This is a genomic window from Microbacterium sp. STRO-2N (assembly GCF_057747775.1).
In genome coordinates, this window is record NZ_CM173223.1 from 3,249,068 (window position 1) to 3,267,483 (window position 18,416).

The following is an 18,416-nucleotide window of genomic DNA, read 5'->3' on the forward strand; positions in this document are numbered from 1 at the left end:
ATGCTGCACCGATACACGTGGCGCACCGCCATCCTCGAAGTCGTCATGATCGCCGTGGCGGTCGTGTTCTTCATCCCCGCGTTCGTGCTCCTCAACCTGTCGTTCCGCGAGCCCAACGATCCCGCAGGGCCGGTCGACCTGCCGTCGACGTTCACGCTCGACAACTACGCGGACGCATGGGTGCAGGGAAACCTCGGCAACGCCCTCGTCAACAGCGCCGTCGTCACGGTCGTCAGCGTCCTCTTCCTCGTGGTGTTCTCGTCGCTGGCCGCGTATCCGCTCGCGCGGGTCACCCGCTCGTGGTCGAGGATCGCGTTCTTCGGCTTCATGGTGGGGCTTCTGCTGCCCTTCCAGCTCGCGCTCATCCCGCTCTACACCACGATGCGCGATCTCGGCCTGCTCGGATCGGTGTGGGGTCTGGTGATCTACTACATCGGCCTGCAGATGCCGTTCTCGATCTTCCTGTACACCGGATTCCTGCGGGCACTCCCGGCCGAGTACGAGGAGGCCGCAGCGATCGACGGAGCCGGCGTCTTCGGAACGTTCTGGCGCGTCGTCTTCCCGCTGCTGCGGCCCATCACGGGGACGGTCGTCATCCTCAACGTCATCACCGTGTGGAACGACTTCCTCACCCCGCTCCTGTACCTCTCCGGCAGCGGTCAGCTGACGGTCCCGGTGACCCTCTACAGCTTCGTCGGGCAGTACATCTCGCAGTGGAACCTCGTTTTCGCGGGGCTGGTCATCAGCATCGCGCCCATCCTCATCGCCTACTTCATCCTCCAGAGGACCGTCATCCAGGGCTTCGCGAGCGGGCTGAAGGGATGAGCGGTCGTCACACGGACCGCCGACCGTCGACGGTCCATCACCCGAAGAAACACACCAGAGAAGCAAGGAGCACTCAGATGCGCTACAGAGTCGTCGCAACAGCAGTGGCGGGCGTCGCGGTCGCCGCGAGCCTCGTGGCATGTTCGAACAATCCCAGCGGGGGAGGCGCGACGGGCGAAGGCGGGATCTCGCTCGCCGTCGTGACCAGCGACAAGGCGGGGGCCGAGGCCGTCGCCGAGGCGTTCACCGAGCAGACCGGGATCGACGTGACCATCACGTCGTCCGACACCGACAACTACATGAGCACGCTGCGAACGCAGCTTTCCAGCGGCACCGCGCCGGACGTGTTTTTCGTGTGGCCCGGCGACGGCAACCCGATGGCCAAGCAGGTCGTCGCCGAGGCCGGACTGGTCGAAGACCTCTCGGACATGGACTTCGTCGAGAAGATCCCAGAGGCGTACCGCGTCCTGAGCGACTACGAGGGGGCTACGTACGTCGCCCCGGTCAGCTCGGCCGGCATCGGAGCCGCCTACAACCTCACGGTCATGGACGAACTCGGCCTCACGGTGCCGCAGACGTGGACCGAGGTGCTCGCGCTGTGCGCCGACGCGAAGGCGGCCGGCAAGTCGGCATTCGCGCTCGCGGGCGCGACGCCGTGGAACGTGCAGCTCATTCCGTACGCGCTCACGCCCACGCTCGTGTACGGCCCCGACCCCGACTTCGCTCAGCAGATGTCCGAAGGCGAGGTGACTTTCGCCGATTCGGCGTGGGTCGACGCGTTCGACAAGTACATCGAGATGAACGATGCCGGATGCTTCCAGGACAATGCGCTGGGCACGGCCTACGAGGGTGCGCTCGACCTGGTCGCGAAGGGTGAGGCGCTGGCATCCGTGCAGGTGAACGCGTCCGTCGGCGCGATCCGTCAGACCGCCCCGGATGGCACCGAGTTCAGCCTCGAGCCGCTGCCGGCGAACGATGACCCGGCATCGACCCGCATGGCTGCGGCGATGGGCGCCGGATACGCGATCAACGTCGACACGAAAAACGGCGACCAGGCTCGCCAGTTCATCGAGTTCATCACATCTCCCGAAGGGCAGGCGCTCTACGCCGACGCGATCGCGGGCATCCCCGCGCTCGACCCCGAGTACGAGGTCGACGAGGCGCTGGCTCCCCTCATGACTTTCATGGCCGAGGGGAAGACCGACCCGTTCATGGATCAGCTGTGGCCGAATGCGAACGTGCAGCAGGTGCACCTCGAGGCCGGCCAGCAGCTCCTCGCGGGTGAGATCACGCCCGCCGAGGCGCTGCAGCGCATGGATGCGGCATACGCCGAAGGATGAGCAATCGGCGGCCGGCGGATCGTTCCGCCGGCCGCCGGCCCGCCACGGCCGCCGCGTGGCGGCGGAGAGGACGAGAGAACATGACGAACGTCGCAGCCGTGATGCCCGAGCTCGGGACGATCGAGCTCCGCGCGGTGCCCGAGCCGCAGCCGGGTCCGAGAGAGGCCATCGTCCGCATCGAGGCGGTGGGCGTCTGCGGGTCAGACACCGCCTACTATCGCGTGGGCTACATCGGCGACTGGAGGGTCGAGGGTCCTTTGATCCTCGGCCACGAGGTCGCCGGTGAGGTCGTGGCGATCGGGTCCGACGTCACGCGGGTTCGCGTGGGCGACCGAGTCGCGATCGAGCCGGGTCGACCGTGCCGGGACTGCGAGGACTGCATGGCCGGCCGCTATCATCTGTGCCCCGACCTCGCGTTCCTCGCGACCCCACCCTTCGATGGCGCTCTCGTGCAGCGGCTGGCGATGGACGAGCGCAACCTGTATCCAGTGCCCGATTCGATGTCCTTCGAAGAGGCGGCGCTGTGCGAGCCGCTCTCGGTGGGCATCTGGGCGTGCCGCAAGGCGTCGCTGCAGGCCGGTGATCGGGTGCGCGTCACCGGCGCCGGTCCTGTCGGCATCCTCGCCGCGCAAGTCGCGCGTGCGGAAGGGGCATCGCACGTCGTCGTGAGCGACGTGTCGGAGTTCCGGCTCGCGAAGGCAGCCGAGCTCGGATTCGCGACCGAGCGCGCGGGCGAGGTCGCAGACGGACCCGGTCACGAAGACGCCGACGTGCTGCTGGAGTGCTCGGGTGCTCCCGGCGCACTCGCATCGGGTCTGTGGCGACTGCGCAACGGCGGCCGGGCCGCGATGGTCGGCATGCCGAAGCAGGATGTCTCGCTGCCGCTGTCTCGCCTGAACGTGAAGGAGATCTCGATCTCACTCGTCAACCGGTATGCGCACACATGGCCTACGGCGATCGCGCTGGTGGCCTCCGGCCGGGTGGATGTCGCGAGCATCGTGACACACCGCTTCGCGCTCGACGGCAGCGAGGACGCCCTGACGCTCGCCTCCCGCGTGCCCGATTCGCTCAAGGCCGTCATCTACCCGAACGCGGTGCCCAGCGACTTCTCGTGATGCTCCCGGCGGGACCGGTGCACCGCTAACGTCGATTCCGACGACCGCGCGATGCCGGAGGGAGGCGCCGTGACCAGGAGTAAGGATCTCGGTTTCGCGGCTGTCGCGCGGCTGGCCGGGGTCTCGCCCGGGACGGTGTCCAACGCGTTGAACCGCCCCGAGAAGGTGGCCGAAGCGACGCGGGCTCGCATCATGGCGGCCATCGAGGAGCTCGACTTCGTCCCGAACCGCGCCGCCTCCGCGCTGCGCCTCGGCAACAGCCGTCTCATCGGCCTGGTGGTGCCCGAGATCGCGAACCCGTTCTACGCCGCGATCGCGAGCGCTGTCACCGAGGAGGCCGCCGAGCGCGGTTATACGATCGCCCTCTGCGTGAGCCACGATGATCCCGCGCGGGAGCTGGCGAGTTTCAACATGCTGGCCGAGCAGCGCGCGGCGGGGGTTCTCGTCGTCACACTGAGCGCCGACCAGCAGCGGCTGCGACGCCTGCGGATGGTGGGCGCGCGGCTCGTGCTGATCGACCGCGTGGCCGACAGCGCAGAAGGCTGCTCCGTCGCGGTCGACGACGTCACGGGCGGGCGCATAGCCGTCGAGCATCTCGTCGACAGCGGGTGCCGCGACATCCTGGTGCTCAACGGCGAACTCAACATCCCGCAGTGCCTCGACCGCAGCGCGGGAGCCCACTCCGCGGCGGATGCTTCGGGCGTGCCGTTGCGCGAGATCAACGTCGAGCACATGACCGTCGAGGCGGGGGTCGAGGTGGGCCGGGATCTCGCCGCAGATCCACCGGCCGGCGTGTTCTGTACGAACGACCTCCTGGCGGTCGGGGTGATCCGCTCCCTCACGGATGCCGGACTCCGCGTCCCCGAGGACGTCGCGGTCGTCGGCTACGGCGACCTCGAGATCGCCGAGATCGGCCGCGTCCCGCTGACGACGGTAGAGCAGCCCAAGGAGCAGGTGGGCCGTGCGGCCGTCGAGGCGCTCGCCGCCGAACTCGCCGCCAAACCCGACGAGCACGAGCATGTCTCCGCGGTGTTCCCGCCACGGCTCGTGATCCGCCGATCCGCGCCCGCCGTCACGCGGTGAGGAGCGTCACCGGCCCGTACAAGCCGGAACCGCGTTGCGACGGAAACGCCCACGCTGTGGGAGTGGATGCCGCGAGGAACGGCGCGAGCGTGTTGTTCACAGTGATAGCGAGGTCGAGCTCGCCGCGGCGTGCGCCGAGGTCGACGACGTACGGCACGCAGAAGAGGTCACCGACAACGTCGCCGTCGACCTCGACACGGACGCTGCCACGGATGCGTCCGAGGTCGAGGCGCGCCGTCTCGCACTCCTCGGGTACGACGATCCGCCGCCGGTAGCGGACTCCGCCCGACCATGAGGCGAGGCCGATGTCGCGCCAGTCGCCGAGCGTGATCGGGGCGGGCCCGGTACGAAGTAGTACGGGGCCGTCGAGCGCCGATCCTCCGCGCAGGAAGGCTGTCGGTTCGGTGCGAATTGTGACGGTAGTCGGAGCGGACGGCGGCGCGTCGAGCACGACCGTGTCGCCATCCCACGTGCGGGCGTGGCCGTCGATCTCGATCTCGGCCGGGAGGCGCAGCGGGATGTCGAGCGCCTCGGCGCCGGCAGGCATGCGGAAGGACAGGATCTGTGCGGCAGGCGCCACATCATCCGTCACCGCGAGATCAGGCGGCGTCCGGCCGGTCTCGGGTTCGCCGCGCAGCCAGGTCGCGCGAGGCAGGGGGTGGGGTCGATGCGCGGCGTGCGTCGATGCCGGCTCGTCCCAGTGTCCGAGGTGCGCCACCGCATCACCCGAAACGCCCCCGGCCGTGGCGCTCCACCCGGGTCCGCTCATGAGCGTCACGATGCCCTGCGCGGTGTGTGCCACGAGGTCGACGAACACGACGTCCGTCGCCGACCCCGGCCGCGTCTCGATCGAGACCTCGTGACTGCCGGCGCGCAATGCGGCGGTCGCGTCGTGCGTGAAGTGCGCCGGAATCGGCCCCCACTCCGCGCCGTAGTAGTCCACCTCGGCCTGCCGCGCCAACAGCTCGCCGTCGATGCGCACCACTGCCCCGGACGTCGCGCCCACGATCAGGGTCGCGCGCTCCGCATCGGCGGGCAGGTCGACGCGCGCGCGGTAGGTGACCGTTCCCGCGGCGGCAAGCGCCTCGGGCGCGCGCAGGTATCTCGGCCGCTCGGGGAAGTCGCCCGGACGGGCCAGCGTGAAGAAGCTGCCGAGCACATCGGCAGCCCCCGCGACCGCACGCGAGTTGCGGTTCTCACCGAGCCGGTATTCAAGCACGTTCACCGGTGCGACCTCGACGAGCACGCGCACGACATCCTCGTCGCCGTGCCCGATGACGGGCAGGCCGTTCCACCACACGTCCTTGACGGCGCCGGCGCCCACGATCAGCTCGGCCCGGCCATCGATGTCGCTGCGCACCAGCGCCCGCACGCTCGCGAGCTCGCCCGGCCCGGTTGCGGGCACCCGTACGAACTCCTCCGGCACGATCCCCTTCAGCCCGAGCGTCCCACGACCCGGGTCCTGAGCGCCGCGACTGCGCGAGTGCACATTGACGGCCCAGTCGTCCGGAGCGAGAGGTCGTTCGCCGCCGAGCACGGCCTGGGCGCCGCGGACATCCAGCGGCGCTGGCGCGTCCTCGGCCGCAACCGGCCCGAACGTCCGACACCGCTCGCCGTAGGTCGCTTTCGCTGTCGCGGTGCCGGGCCGACCCTGCTCGCGCCACTCGAACTCCCACACCTGGATTGCCGCGACGTCGGAGCCCACCGGCAGCGCGAGATCGCCCCACGTGTTGTCCATGGTCGGGACGAGCTCCCCGGTCCAGCCGTCGTCGAGCTCCGTCGATCGGCACCTCGGAGCGGCAGGCGGCGTCACCGGCGCCGCGGACTCGCCCGCTGCCGCCTCCCGCCACGCGACAAGCACGGCCGGCGCGCCATCGGTCCGCACCGTCAGGACGCTGCCCCCGTCCTCGTGCGCGACGGTGGCCGGGCTCCGGCGACCCGTGGCAGGGTCGAGCATAATCGCCTCGGTGACGCGAGCCTTCACTCGCACGGTGCGCTCGCGGGCGTAGAGACCGGGATCGAACGACGCCTCGGCGGGGACCCCCGCGACGGATGCCGTGGACCGAGGCCCGCTCGCGCCGGGATAGGCGCCGAGGACGAGCGCCACCCCGTACCGGCCGGACCGCCTCACGAGCAGGGGCACATCCGAGACGGCGTGGCCGGCAAGCTCGGTGAGCGCGTCGGCGGCGTGCGCGGCATCCGGAACCCGCTCCAGACGGGGGTGCGTCGCGAGGGTCGTGACGGTCGCGTCGTCGCCGCGCAGGCCCGCCGCCTCCCGCGGCGGCACCCCGACGACGATCACGCGGCCACCCGCGTCGAGCAGATCGATGAGCCTGCGGGCGGTCCGCTCCCCCAGCACCGTGGCGGACGGCAGGACGATCGCTCGATACGTCTGCGCCGCTACGACGATGCGCCCGTCGCCGAGAGGCTCGCGGACGATCGAATCCTCGTCGATCACGTCGAACGAGATGCGTGCGGCATCCAGCGCGCCGATGCGCGGGTGGAACCAGTTGTTCGTGCCGACCAGCGCGAGGTACACCTCCTGCGCGGCATCCCTCTCGCGCGGCGGTCCGTCTCCGTTCCCGGCGCCTCCGATCCGTCCATCGCCGAAATGGTCGACGGGCAGGTCGAGCGTGAGGTCGGCCTGGGCGGTCGAGGTCGGGTGCAGCACCGCGACCTCTGCGTCGTACGTGCCCCACGACATCATTGAGGCGATCCTGGCGACCGCCGTCGCGAACGCCGGGTACTGCTGCCAGTACGGCTGCCGCCAATCCGTCGAAGGTGGCGCCCACTCGAACCATCCGCCCGCCGTTCCGAAGTAGGTCGCGTGCGGGTTGTACAGGTTCGCGCCGCTGCGCAGGAACGGCAGGAGCCAGTCATAGGTCTCGTCGAGCGTCCCGCCCCACCCGCTGGAATGGAAGGCCTCGATCCACACGCGTGGATGCTCGTACAGGTGTGCGATCGAGGAGTGGATCTTCGCGTCGCCCTCGTGATCGCTGCCCGCAGCGCCGTACCAGCGGTGCGTGCGCAGGTAGTCCGAGTACAGCTGCGTCGCCTGCGTCGGGTAACCCGCGCGCGCGGGATGAGACTGATCGGCGCCGATGAGCATGCCGCGCTCGCTGTGCCACCGGGCGAGCGGGTGGAAGAACACCTCTTCGGCGAGCGCGGCGCGCACCGCGTAGTAGTCGCCGCGTACTTTGCGCTCGGTGGGTCCCGTGCCGCCGAACAGCGCCGGCAGGTGGTCCAGGATGTCGTAACCCCGTCGGTCTCGGAACTCGGCGGCGAACCGCGGGGTCCATGCGTTCGTCGCGGGCAGTTCATCCTGGAAGCTGCCCGCGATCACGGTGCCCAGGTGTTGGGGAACGCGGCGGTCGTACTCGCCGTGGACGCGGTCGATGAGGAGGGCAACGGCCTCGGGGGAGAGGTAGTCGTACGCGGTGGGAACCGAGGTGATCGCGTTCGCTGCGTCGCCCTCTCGCGCTCCCGCGATACGGCCATCGGGCGTGCTGTCGAGGCGTCGTCCGTCCAGGCGGTACGCGCCGACGAGCGTCTCGCCGGCCGCGAGCTGAAGCCGGCCTCCAGCGACCGCCGCTGCGCGGCTTCGCAGCGACGCGCCGGCGACCTCGGGATGCGACCCCGCGATGCCACCCTGGACGTCGGCGCCCGAGAAGCCGATCTGGTCGTAGAACCACAGCCGCATGTCGCGCTCCGCCGCGATCTCACACGCCTGCGTAAATCGCTCCCACCATGTGTCGCTGAACCAGCGCGGCTCGTCGGTGACCGCGCCGAACAGCGGTCCGGCGGGCGCGAGGTTGATCACCACGAGGTTGTGAATGCCGCCCTCGTCGAATGCAGCCATCTGCCACGCGAGCCGTTCCGGGGTCACGGCCGCCCCCGACCACCACCACAGCGGCGTCGGCCCGAACGCGCGGGGCGGGTGGTCGAAGAGCTCGGCGAGCGACGGCGGCATCATCGGCGGCGTGTTCCTTTCGCGCCTGGATCGAATCGCGGGAGTGTCGTGGACGCGGACTTGTAAAATCGATTTAATCGATCTACGGTCACCTTACGCCACCACCCACTCGACCACCACGGAAGGCCGCACTCGATGTCGAGCACGCAGAACGAGCTTCTCCGCCTCATCCCGCCGAAGCAACGTCGAAGGACGAGGATCGGTCTGGTCGCCGGCGGCCTGGGCACGTACTGGCCGCAGTTCCCCGGGCTTCTCCCGCAGCTGCAGGAGTCCGCGCGGTACGTGTCGGAGCGGTTCGCCGAGATGGATGCCGACGTCACGGACATCGGGTTCATCTCGGACGCGCAGGAGGGCGCGGTGGCCGCCGAGCGGCTGCGGCAGGCGGACTGCGACCTCATCGTGCTGTTCCTGACGACGTACCTCACGTCGTCCATGGTGCTGCCGATCGCGCAGCGAGCCGGGAGCCCCGTGCTTGTGATCGATCTGCAGCCCACCGAACGCATGGACCACGCGTCGTTCGACACCGGCGCGTGGCTCGCGTACTGCGGCCAGTGCCCGGTTCCCGAAGTCGGAAACGTGTTCCGGCGTGCCGGCATCCCGTTCCGGTCGGTGTCGGGATGGCTGCGACAGGAATCGGCATGGCGTCGCGTTGAGGAGTGGGTGCACGCGGCCCGCATCCGCGCGGCGCTGCGGCACGCGCGTCACGGGCTCATGGGACACCTGTATCCGGGGATGCTGGACGTGTCGACTGACCTGACGCTGCTGCCGACGACGTTCGGTTCGCACGTCGAAGTGCTCGAGTTCGACGATTTGCGCGTTCGGGTCGAGGACGTCACCGACGCCGAGACCGACGAGCGGATGGCGCTCGCGCGGGAGATCTTCACGCTCGACGACAGCGTCGAGGATGAGGATTTCGCGTGGGGCGCGCGCGTGTCGGTGGGTTTGGACCGGCTCGTGGAGGACTTCGATCTCGACACCCTCGCCTACTACCACCGCGGCCTGAACGGCGAGCAGCATGAGCGCCTCGGCGCCGGCATGATCCTCGGGGCGTCGCTGCTGACCGCGCGGGGCATCCCCGCGACGGGCGAGTACGAGCTGCGCACCACGGTCGCCCAGCTCGCCACGCAGGTGGTCGGCGCGGGCGGTTCGTTCTGCGAGATCCAGGCGCTGAACTTCGAGGACGGCGTGGTCGAGATGGGGCACGACGGTCCGGCGCACCTGGCTGTGTCGAGTCGGGATCCGCTGCTGCGGGGTCTGGGCGTCTATCACGGCAAGCGCGGCTGGGGAGTGAGCGTCGAGTTCGACGTCCAGCACGGACCCGTCACGCTTCTCGGGCTGGGTCAGGATCGCGACGGGGCCCTGTCGTTCGTCGCGTCGGAGGGGACGGTCGTGCCGGGACCGCTGCTCGAGATCGGGAACACGACCAGCCGGGTCGACTTCGGCCGCGACCCGGGTGAGTGGGTGGACGAGTGGTCGGCGACCGGGGTCGGCCACCACTGGTCGCTGTCGGTGGGCGGCCGGATCGGCGACTACCGGGCGGCGGCGTCGCTCCTCGGGATCGACTTCCGCGTCGTGTGAGGCGGTGTCGGCGCCCGCTCCCGGTGCGGCCCGCGCGGGCTCACGGGCGCAGGTCGCCGGCCCCGAAGCGGCTGGGTGGGACGCCGAACGTCCGACGGAACACCCGGGAGAAGTAGAGCGGATCGCTGAATCCGACGAGCGCGGCGACCTCGGCGACGCGCAATCCGGTCGTCCGCAGCATCAACGCCGCTTCGCGCATCCGGGTCTGCGTGATCCATGTCGAGACCGATGTGCCGGTGTGTGCGTTGAAGAGGCGTTCCGCCGTGCTGGCGCTGCATCCGCCCGCGGCGGCGACCTCGCCCACCGACAGCGGCCGCACCAGATTGTCTTTGACGAATCCCATCATCTGCTCGACGGCGACCGGAAGCGTGGCTTGCGCCTGCCCCTCGGCATCCCATTCGTCAGCTTCCGTGCGGATGACCTCCGCGAGCGCGCGGAACACGGGTTCGTTGAACGGCGCCGACAGGAACCGCTCGATGGCGAACCCGCCCAGTTCGGCCACGCGGCGACCGGCGCCGGAGGTGGCGGATGTCGTCGATGCGGGGGTGGTGCGCTCGGGTCCCGTGCGGCCGGGGTCGTCGAGCAGCGGGTCACCGGGGCGGTGGGCGACCCGTGGGATGGCGGGGTGATTGCGGACGTGACGGGGGACGATGTGGATCGTGCCGAGGTGGTACGGGCGGCGCGCGTCTGCGACGTACTCCACGTCGTGGTGCCACGGGAGGCGCAGGATTCGCGAGGAGTCCATGCGGAACGTCCCGTTGCCCGAGCGGATCGTGCCTCCGCCCTGCACCACCCAGAGGAAGCACTCGCTCATGACCCGCTGATGCAGGATGTGCTCGGACGGGCGGAACCGGTACCAGTTGGCTCCGACGATGACAGGGCCCGTGTCGCCCGCGCCGGTGTGCTCCACTGTCACCACGCCGGCGTGCCGCGTCGTTCGGGACGGTGACTGCGAGCGAGGCGGGCCAGCATGCGTCGCAGCTCGTCGACGTCGTCCGCCGACCAGTCGGCGAGCATGTCGCGGATGTTGACCTCCGCCGTGGCCATGATGCGCTCGCCGATGCGCCGTCCGGCGTCGGTCAGGGCCACGAGCACGCCGCGATCGTCGTCGGGCGCAGGAACCCGGACGACCAGGCCCGCGCGCACCAGCCGGCCCACGATCTTGCTCATGTTCGTCGCCGTCATGCCGAGCGCGAGTGACAGCTCGACCGGTCGCATCGCGCCGTTGTACGAGAGCTGGTTGACGACGAGGAACATTCCCATGTCGTCGATGGGGAACTCCACCTGCCCCATGACCCGCCGCCGCACGGCGGTGCTGTCGGCCCAGTGGACAATCGAGGCGAGTGAGAGCCGCAGGTCGAGCGGATCGTCGCCGACGATCGGGCTGAGGTCCGCGGCGGCGTCGGCGTCGAGCTGACCTCGTGCCATCAGTTCCCGTTCCCGTCGAATCCGACCCGTTTCACTCCCGCAGGAGCCGCACCGGCCCGAGAAGCCCGTATGGCCGGACGACCGCGTGCTGCGTGCGGCCGTCGCCCACGACCTCGGCGATGATGTCGGGGACGCGCTCATAATAGCCATTCGCCCGCAGGCGGTTGTTGAGCGAGCTCGACACCCGCACCGTGATCGTGTTGGTGCCGGCGTGGACGCCGGCCGTCACGTCCACGATGGGACGCGCGGTGTCGAACCCGCGCGCCGGACCGTCTCCGATGCGGACGGAGCCGAGTGCACCAGCCGTCGACCCCAGGTCGAGGAGGTAGCGCGAGCCGGCAGTCACGTCGTCGAGCGTCAGAGTGGCGGTGTATTCGCCGACGCCCGAGACCTCCGGTCCGACGGCGTCGAGCTCGGACCAGGGCGCGAGTCGCACGACGCCCGCGTCGAGGTGGGTGACGGCCGTCGTGGGGCGCACCTCGCGCGACGTGTATCCCAGCCCTCGATCCTCGGTGATCACCTCCGGTTCGCCGGCGTCCCAGCTCTCCACCACGAGCCGCCACTCGTCGATTCCGGCGACCTCGGTGACGGCCGCCGGCTCGGTCTCGGTGACGTCGGCAGAACGGTCGAGCACGACGATCGCCGATTCGCCGGGGGCGAGCGAGAGTTCCACGATCGAGCGGTCTTCGGAACGCCGGATGCCGCGGTGCGGGCGCAGCTCGCCGCTCCATGCGTCGAGCCGGTACGCCGCGCCGGTTCCCGCGAGCGCGACGCCGACGGTCGTCGGCTCGGCCGTCTCGTACAGGAAGTGGTAGGCGTAGAGCACCGTGAGTGGCCCGTCTTCGCGCACGTGCGTGAGGACGTTCGGGTTGTCCTCTTCGAATCGAGCACGGCCGAATCCGGCACGGCTGTCGCCGCCGCGATCGAGGTCGTCGAGCGCGGCCACGACGCCTGATGGCGACGTGACGCGTACGGTCGGCATCGTCCGCAGCTCGGCCATGATTTCGGCTAGTTCGGCATCCCTGCGGTCGAGTCCGGGCGTCGCGGCCGCGGCGCTCTCGTGCGCGTGGTGACGGCCGCCCGACAGCGACACGAGCTCGCGCGCGCCGTCGACGATCACGAGCCGCAGGCCGCGGCGGACCCAGCCCCGCAGGTGCGTAGCGACGTCCGCGTCGAGCGTGTCCTGGTACACGACGAGCGCGCGGTAACCCGGCCCCTCCGGCTGGACTTCGTCGCCGTCGAACGACACGTCGTCTCGCAGCAGCAGTGAGCCGTCGAAGAACTCGTACGTGATGCCGGCATCCTGCATCCCGAGGTCCTGCCACCAGAAGTTTGTGCGATCGCGCATCCACATCGTGCCGTAGGCGACCTCGTCGGGGATCCGCTCGCCGGCAGGCCCCCACATCGTCATGCCGATGAGGTTCTCGGTGAAGTGGTCCGTGCGGAGGATGCCGACATCCACGCGCGGCCGCCCGCGGCGGAGGGCGTATTGCAGGCGTCCGATCGCGGCGGTCCAGAGCGGGTAGAACTCCGACCCGGGCTGGCGAGTGTCGAAGCGCTCGGAGAACATCGGCCACATGCCTTCGTGCCCCGGCCACTCCGTCACGCCCTCCGCGCCGGCCGGGCTCGCCCATCCGTGCAGGACGGTCTTCGTGATGCCGGCCGCGAGCTGCGTCGCGATGATCTGGTCGTAGAACCGCTGCTCGAGCATGTAGTTGCGGGTCGTCGCTCCCGTCTCGGACGAGAACTGCTTGCCGAAGAGGTGCGCGGGGCCGGCCATGAGCCGATAGGCGTCGATCTGGCCTGCGAATTCGAGGGATTCCGTCTCGATTCCGTCGACTTCGGGTCCCGGACGAGTGAGCTCGAACGGCAGGCCATAGCTGATCTCGGCGCGAAGCGTCATCCCGACGCTGTGCAGGAACGCCGCGAAGGGGCGCAGCATGTTCTCGATATAGAGGTCGGTGAGCGTGCGCACGTAGTCGAAGCGCACCTTGTCGATCGTGCTGCGGTCGGCCGGGTCCACCGGCTCGTGGTGGTAGACGGTCGAGACAGCCATGAACGGCGCGCTGCGGGTGAGGAACGGCAGCCACGGCGCGATGTCGTAGCCCCGACGGGCGCGGAACTCGTCGGCGAACATGAATCCCCAGAACATCCCGCCGGCGCCGTAGGTCGACAGTTCGAGCGAGTCCATGTACATCTGGGCGCGCCGATTGCGAGAGATGAGGTCGCGCAGCTCGGGCGTGAGCACGATGTCGTCCCAGTACGCGATCACCGCGTCGACGCCGTCGCGGTCGAGGTAGTTGACCGTGTAGTTCACGCTCGCGGACGGCGATGCCGTCTGCCCGGTGCCGTGTACCCAGTAGGCGAACAGCCGCCACTCGCCTTCGCCGTCGGGCGCGGCCCAGTCGAGCGAGTCCCCCGACATTCGCGGCGTGAGATCGACGACGGATGCCACATCCAGCAGCCCCTCGCCGGCGATGCGCGCCGCGATCACCGCGACGAGATGCTGCTGTGTCACGGTGCCGCGGTGTCCGGGGATCGGCGTCTCGGCGATGGGGCCGTCCAGGTCGATGCGGGGGAGCGCGCCGGTGCGGGAGGCGCCCGCGCCGAGCGTCTCGTGGACGACATCCAGCTCTTGCGCGGCCGCGCGGTCGTCGGGCGTGATGGTCGGAAGGTTCGCGTTGGACCAGTTCGTGCCCGAGGTGAAGCTCACCGACATGCCACGATGCGTCGTCTCTTCGACGACCACCTGGGAGTCGTGCACCCATTCCTCGGAGCCCCACCCGTACCGCGCGTGATCGATGTCCCCCTCGTCCATCGCGAGGAACTCCATCCCGCCGAACCCGAGCCGGTGGGCATCGTCGATCTCGCGGCGAAGCGTGGCGTCGGTGTGGAGTCCTTCCGCGAGCCACCACCGCAGTTCGGGGCGGAATTCGATGGCCGGGTCGGCGATCTCGCGCCGGAAGTTGTCGAGCGTCATTGCAGCGTCCGTTCCATCTAGAACTGTCTCACCGACAGTATGTATTGTCGCCACGACACATGCAATGGATCCGTGCACATCCAGGTCGAGCTCTTGGCACTGAAGTCGAGGGATCCAGACTTCGTGAGGTTCCTGGCATACACCGGGCTTCGATGGGGAGAGGCGACGGCGTTGCACACGCGGGACCTCGATCTTGCCCGCAATCGCGCGCGAACCGAGGAGAACGCGGTGCTTGTGGGCACGACGGTCATCATCGGCACTCCTAAGTCGCATCGGGCCCGCACGGTACCCCTGCCGCCCTTCCTCCTTCCAGCGCTCGCGCTTCGCGGGAGGACACGGGCCCCGGAAGAAATACGTGTTCGGCGATGGCGCGCATCCACTTCGAGTTCCAAATTCGCGAGATGGCTGGTAGCCGCAGCCGAGGAAACCCGCCCCCTGCAGGGTTCCCCGACCGGCGGTCACGTGGGCGGGTTGATGCCGTCCTGATCTGCCCCGACCCCGATCGTTCGCTCTCGAACGTAGGCAAAATGTGGGCACGGTCCACTCGGACGAATGCGAAAGGCCCCGCGATCCCAGTGTTTCGAAGGGTTCGCGGGGCTTTCAAGCTGGCGGTGACGGTGGGATTTGAACTCATTCGACTGACATAGGAGTTGATACGGAATCGCGTCGTTCCGCGGATCCGATCAGGTTCGGCAGCTTCCTGGATCAGCGCGGACAGTCTCGATCGTCTGCGTTTGTTCCCACGCGATCTTGCTGCCAGTTTCGGAACCGTACGTCAGCCGAGCGCGGCGCCGGCCCGATAGAGCCCGTCGAGGACACGGTCTATGAGAACGCCTGCGCTTGGGGATGCACGTGGACGGCAGCTCGCCGTCGAGCCGACCGCTTTCGCTGACAGCATCGCCTTCGATGGCTCTGGAACACGGTCGCGCCACGCGACGAATGACCGTACGTGGCGCTGCTCGGCGGTCAGGCGTCGACTCCAGGCGTGTACGGGCTGGGTTGCGACGTCACATCTCGCGCGGCTCTGTGGCGAACGTAGCCCCAGGTCGCGAGGCCGAGCAGTGGACCCCACGCCCAGAAGGGGAGCATCAGCGCTGTGCCGCCCGGGGTGGCCCCCGTCAGCGCAAGAGTCAGGGACTGCACGCCGCCCGCAGTGAACAGCGCGGCGACCGTCACGGCTGGGACGGCGACCAGCGGCACGGGAACCGCGCAACCGCCGATCCGGGGAACCCACCGCGGCACGCGCTCTCCCCACGGAAGCACGAGTCCCAGGGTGAGCACGGCGCCGGCGAGCATTGCGGCTCCCAGCATGAGGCCGACGACACGGATGTCGGGACTCGCCGTGAAGATCTCACGACTGCCACCGAAGAGCGGCCACGGGGTCAGCCACGATGCGCGAGCGATAGCGTACGGCAGCGCCATTGCAGCGGCGGCGACAGTAAACGCGACGCGGTGGCGCTCGACGAATGCTCCTGCTCGCGTGGCGCGCCGCGTGATCATGCCTACCGACCACAGCGTCCACACACCCACGAATGCGGTGAGAGCGAGGGACGTTGCGAAGCGTAGTGGATCGGCCGCCAGGACCTGCGCGTATCGCGTGTAGAACGACAGGAGCTGGAACGCACCTGCCAGTTCCAGCACGACGAGCGCAGCGACCGCGGCGGTAAGGAGCACCGCGACGCCCGGTCGCCGTCGAGCCAGGAGCGGTACGAGCAGAACGACGGCGATCGGTACGAAGAATGCGAGGGTATAACCGGCGATGACGATGCCGTCGAAGCCGAGCAAAGCGACCGCAGTGACCCCGACCGCCGCCAGGACGACGACCGGCGCGACCACACCGCTGCCCATCCGACCAGCTAGGAGAAGCATGCCCGTGACGAGAGTGATCGCGGCTGCCGCCACCTGAATCCCGGCGGCGGCGAGCGGAGCTGTCTCCTCGCTCAGCCAGCTCCCGAGGAAGGTGCCTCCCGCGCCGTACGGGCCTGCCTGCGGTGCGACGAGCCAGACGAGGCCGGCGGCGAGCACGGCGGTCGCGATCCCGGAACCCGCCCAGGCCAGCGGACGGATGCTGCGAGCGGTGTGGAGCGGTGCAACGGCACCGGTGGTGATGGTCATGAAACGAGGCTCCCTCGCATCGACCTGCGGACGCCTCACCCGCACGGGTGGGGCACGCTCACCCGGTGGGGTGAGATCCGGGCACCACGATGCCGTGCTCGTACGCCCAGATGACGACCTGCACCCGGTCGGCGAGGTCGAGCTTCGCGAGGATCGCCTTGACATGGGTCTTCACGGTGTTCTCCGTGAGGTAGAGGTCCCTCCCGATCTCGGCGTTGGACGCGCCGCGTGCGAGGTGTCGCATCACGTCACGTTCCCGAGGGCTGAGCGCATCCAGCGCTGCTGAACCGGCAGCGATGCCGGCTCGGAGCCGCATGTGAGCGAGCAGTGCCGCGGTCGCGCGCGGCGAGACCACGGCATCCCCGGCTGCGACGCTGCGGATCGCCGCGGTGAGGGCGGCCGGTCGTGCGTCCTTGGTGAGGAATCCGCTTGCGCCCGCCCGGATTGCGGCGAAGACGTACTCGTCGATGTCGAAGGTCGTCAGGACCAGCACGCGGGTGCGTGGCCTTGCTCGGACCACCTCGACGGTGGCGCGGATGCCGTCCATCCCCGGCATCCGGATGTCCATCAGCACCACATCGACCTCGTGCGCCCGCACCTCGGAAACCACCGCAGCGCCGTCGCCGGCGGTCGCCACCACATCGATGTCCTGCTCGGCGCCGAGAACCGTCGCGAGCGCGTCCCGCAACAGCTCCTGGTCGTCGGCGAGCAGAATCCGTATCGGTCGGGTCACGACAGGTCTTTCAGCGGCAACATCACCCGGATGATCCATCCCCGCCCTCTCTCGACGTCCAGAGTTCCACCCGCGTGGCGCACGCGCTCCGCCATGCCGACGAGACCCGTCCCCGTCGCACCCGAATCACGAAGGCCCACTCCGCCGTCATCCGTGACGGTCAAGACGACCGTGTCATCGCGCCAGTCCAGCACGATGGCTGCGCTGAGCGGCGGCTCCACGTGGCGCACCACGTTGGTCACCGCCTCCTGCGTGGCGCGGAAGAGCGCGACCTCGCCGTCCGGCGCGAGCGCACGGGGTTGCCCGATCTCACGGAACGAAATGTGGTGAGCGGGCGAGATAGCGCCCTCAGCGAGCGCAGCGATGCCCCGGAGACCGGTCATCGGGGCGAGCTCCGGCGGCGCATCGAGCAACCGGAGCATCCCGCGCAGTCCTTGCATCGCGGATCGTCCGGTCTCCGCCACGCGCTCGAGCGCCGCGGACTGCGGCGGTCCCGGCGGAAGCACCTTGGCCGCCTCGGCCTGAGCGATCATCACGGTGAGTCCGTGCGAGACGACGTCGTGCAGGTCGCGGCCGATGCGCGCGCGTTCGGCGGCGAGGGCGCCGTCCACCTGCTGCCGGACCCACGCCGCCGCGGCCGCGCGCCGGCGGCGGGCATCGCGACCGAGCAACCAGCCGCCCGCTACGACGGATGCGAGCGCAATACCCTCGAAGGCGATTGTGAGCGGCTGCGGAGAGGCGCTTGTCAGAGCGTCGGAGATGGAGATGATGCCTGCACCCGTGACGCCGACGACGAGGGCCGCTATGGCGGTCGTCTTCGCCTGGGTCGAGGCGACCTGCCATTCCAGCAGCACGAACACCGCCGCCGATGGCACGAGCGCTGCGCTGGCCATTCCTCCGGTGCCCACCCCAGCGAGGGCCAACATCGCGAGAGCGCCGATCACGAACGCCGTGCGTGGAAATCGCGCGCACAAGAACCCCGCGGCGTGGAGGACCACCGCGAGGATGCCGACACGCAGGGCGAGGGCGACGCCGTGGTCAGGGGCCACGACCTGAACGAGCAGGACGATCGTCAACGGCAACGCCAGCGCGCACAGCAGTGCCGCCGCGATAAGGGGCGCCACCCAGCCGCGCGCAGACGCACCCGAGAGAGCGCGGCCGTCCCGCCCTGAACTACTCACAAACCCAGTCTCTCGTGCACTGCACCATCGTCGCCTCACCCACAAGGGCGAGCGCGTTACCCTCCCCC

At 69.5% G+C, this 18,416-nt stretch carries 12 protein-coding genes; 5 read left to right on the forward strand and 7 right to left on the reverse strand.

Going from position 1 to position 18,416, the window contains the following annotated elements; all coding sequences use genetic code 11:
• The 4 genes from AC3ANN_RS15010 to AC3ANN_RS15025 all read left to right on the forward strand — a co-directional run bounded on the left by AC3ANN_RS15010 (nt 1) and on the right by AC3ANN_RS15025 (nt 4,363).
• Complete coding sequence (locus AC3ANN_RS15010; RefSeq protein ID WP_488338189.1) at nt 1-825, forward strand: carbohydrate ABC transporter permease; 825 nt, start codon at nt 1-3, stop codon at nt 823-825.
• A 77-nt stretch (nt 826-902) separates the two neighbouring features.
• Nucleotides 903-2,165 carry an ABC transporter substrate-binding protein gene (locus AC3ANN_RS15015; RefSeq protein ID WP_488338190.1) on the forward strand — a complete coding sequence of 421 codons (1,263 nt, stop codon included), beginning with the start codon at nt 903-905 and terminating at the stop codon, nt 2,163-2,165.
• Nucleotides 2,166-2,245: 80 nt separating this feature from the next.
• Nucleotides 2,246-3,280, forward strand: a complete 1,035-nt coding sequence (locus tag AC3ANN_RS15020) for an NAD(P)-dependent alcohol dehydrogenase (protein WP_488338191.1) — start codon at nt 2,246-2,248, stop codon at nt 3,278-3,280.
• A 69-nt stretch (nt 3,281-3,349) separates the two neighbouring features.
• Nucleotides 3,350-4,363, forward strand: coding sequence for a LacI family DNA-binding transcriptional regulator (locus AC3ANN_RS15025; protein ID WP_488338192.1), 1,014 nt, complete (start codon nt 3,350-3,352; stop codon nt 4,361-4,363).
• Here the strand turns inward: AC3ANN_RS15025 and AC3ANN_RS15030 are convergent.
• Entirely contained in the window at nt 4,353-8,336 is a 3,984-nt protein-coding gene (locus tag AC3ANN_RS15030; protein ID WP_488338193.1) for a hypothetical protein, read from the reverse strand. The two genes, AC3ANN_RS15025 and AC3ANN_RS15030, sit on opposite strands and share 11 nt — an antisense overlap.
• Before the next feature lie 132 nt (nt 8,337-8,468).
• Between AC3ANN_RS15030 and AC3ANN_RS15035 the strand changes: the two genes are divergently transcribed.
• Nucleotides 8,469-9,911, forward strand: coding sequence for an arabinose isomerase (locus AC3ANN_RS15035; protein WP_488338194.1), 1,443 nt, complete (start codon nt 8,469-8,471; stop codon nt 9,909-9,911).
• 40 nt (nt 9,912-9,951) lie between these two features.
• On the opposite strand, the gene AC3ANN_RS15040 is transcribed toward AC3ANN_RS15035, so the two are convergent.
• From AC3ANN_RS15040 to AC3ANN_RS15065, 6 genes are all read right to left on the reverse strand, one after another.
• Entirely contained in the window at nt 9,952-10,827 is an 876-nt protein-coding gene (locus tag AC3ANN_RS15040) for a helix-turn-helix transcriptional regulator (protein ID WP_488338195.1), read from the reverse strand.
• Nucleotides 10,824-11,339 carry a MarR family winged helix-turn-helix transcriptional regulator gene (locus AC3ANN_RS15045; protein WP_488338196.1) on the reverse strand — a complete coding sequence of 172 codons (516 nt, stop codon included), beginning with the start codon at nt 11,337-11,339 and terminating at the stop codon, nt 10,824-10,826. The genes AC3ANN_RS15040 and AC3ANN_RS15045 overlap by 4 nt, the downstream gene beginning before the upstream one ends.
• A 31-nt stretch (nt 11,340-11,370) precedes the next feature.
• On the reverse strand, nt 11,371-14,319 hold the full coding sequence (locus AC3ANN_RS15050; RefSeq protein ID WP_488338197.1) for a glycosyl hydrolase: 2,949 nt from the start codon (nt 14,317-14,319) through the stop codon (nt 11,371-11,373).
• 966 nt (nt 14,320-15,285) lie between these two features.
• Nucleotides 15,286-16,434 (reverse strand): hypothetical protein, encoded by a 1,149-nt coding sequence (locus AC3ANN_RS15055; RefSeq protein WP_488338198.1) that lies wholly within the window; start codon nt 16,432-16,434, stop codon nt 15,286-15,288.
• Nucleotides 16,435-16,492: 58 nt separating this feature from the next.
• Complete coding sequence (locus tag AC3ANN_RS15060) at nt 16,493-17,167, reverse strand: response regulator (RefSeq protein ID WP_488338199.1); 675 nt, start codon at nt 17,165-17,167, stop codon at nt 16,493-16,495.
• Nucleotides 17,164-18,348 carry a sensor histidine kinase gene (locus AC3ANN_RS15065; protein WP_488338200.1) on the reverse strand — a complete coding sequence of 395 codons (1,185 nt, stop codon included), beginning with the start codon at nt 18,346-18,348 and terminating at the stop codon, nt 17,164-17,166. The genes AC3ANN_RS15060 and AC3ANN_RS15065 overlap by 4 nt, the downstream gene beginning before the upstream one ends.
• Nucleotides 18,349-18,416: the final 68 nt, after the last annotated feature.

Bases quoted from the DNA above. Each gene is read 5' to 3' on its own strand.
- AC3ANN_RS15010 (WP_488338189.1), top strand. From the start codon at position 1: ATGCTGCACCGATACACGTGGCGCACCGCCATCCTCGAAGTCGTCATG.
- AC3ANN_RS15015 (WP_488338190.1), top strand. From the start codon at position 903: ATGCGCTACAGAGTCGTCGCAACAGCAGTGGCGGGCGTCGCGGTCGCC.
- AC3ANN_RS15020 (WP_488338191.1), top strand. From the start codon at position 2,246: ATGACGAACGTCGCAGCCGTGATGCCCGAGCTCGGGACGATCGAGCTC.
- AC3ANN_RS15030 (WP_488338193.1), bottom strand. From the start codon at position 8,336: ATGATGCCGCCGTCGCTCGCCGAGCTCTTCGACCACCCGCCCCGCGCG.
- AC3ANN_RS15035 (WP_488338194.1), top strand. From the start codon at position 8,469: ATGTCGAGCACGCAGAACGAGCTTCTCCGCCTCATCCCGCCGAAGCAA.
- AC3ANN_RS15045 (WP_488338196.1), bottom strand. From the start codon at position 11,339: ATGGCACGAGGTCAGCTCGACGCCGACGCCGCCGCGGACCTCAGCCCG.
- AC3ANN_RS15050 (WP_488338197.1), bottom strand. From the start codon at position 14,319: ATGACGCTCGACAACTTCCGGCGCGAGATCGCCGACCCGGCCATCGAA.
- AC3ANN_RS15055 (WP_488338198.1), bottom strand. From the start codon at position 16,434: ATGACCATCACCACCGGTGCCGTTGCACCGCTCCACACCGCTCGCAGC.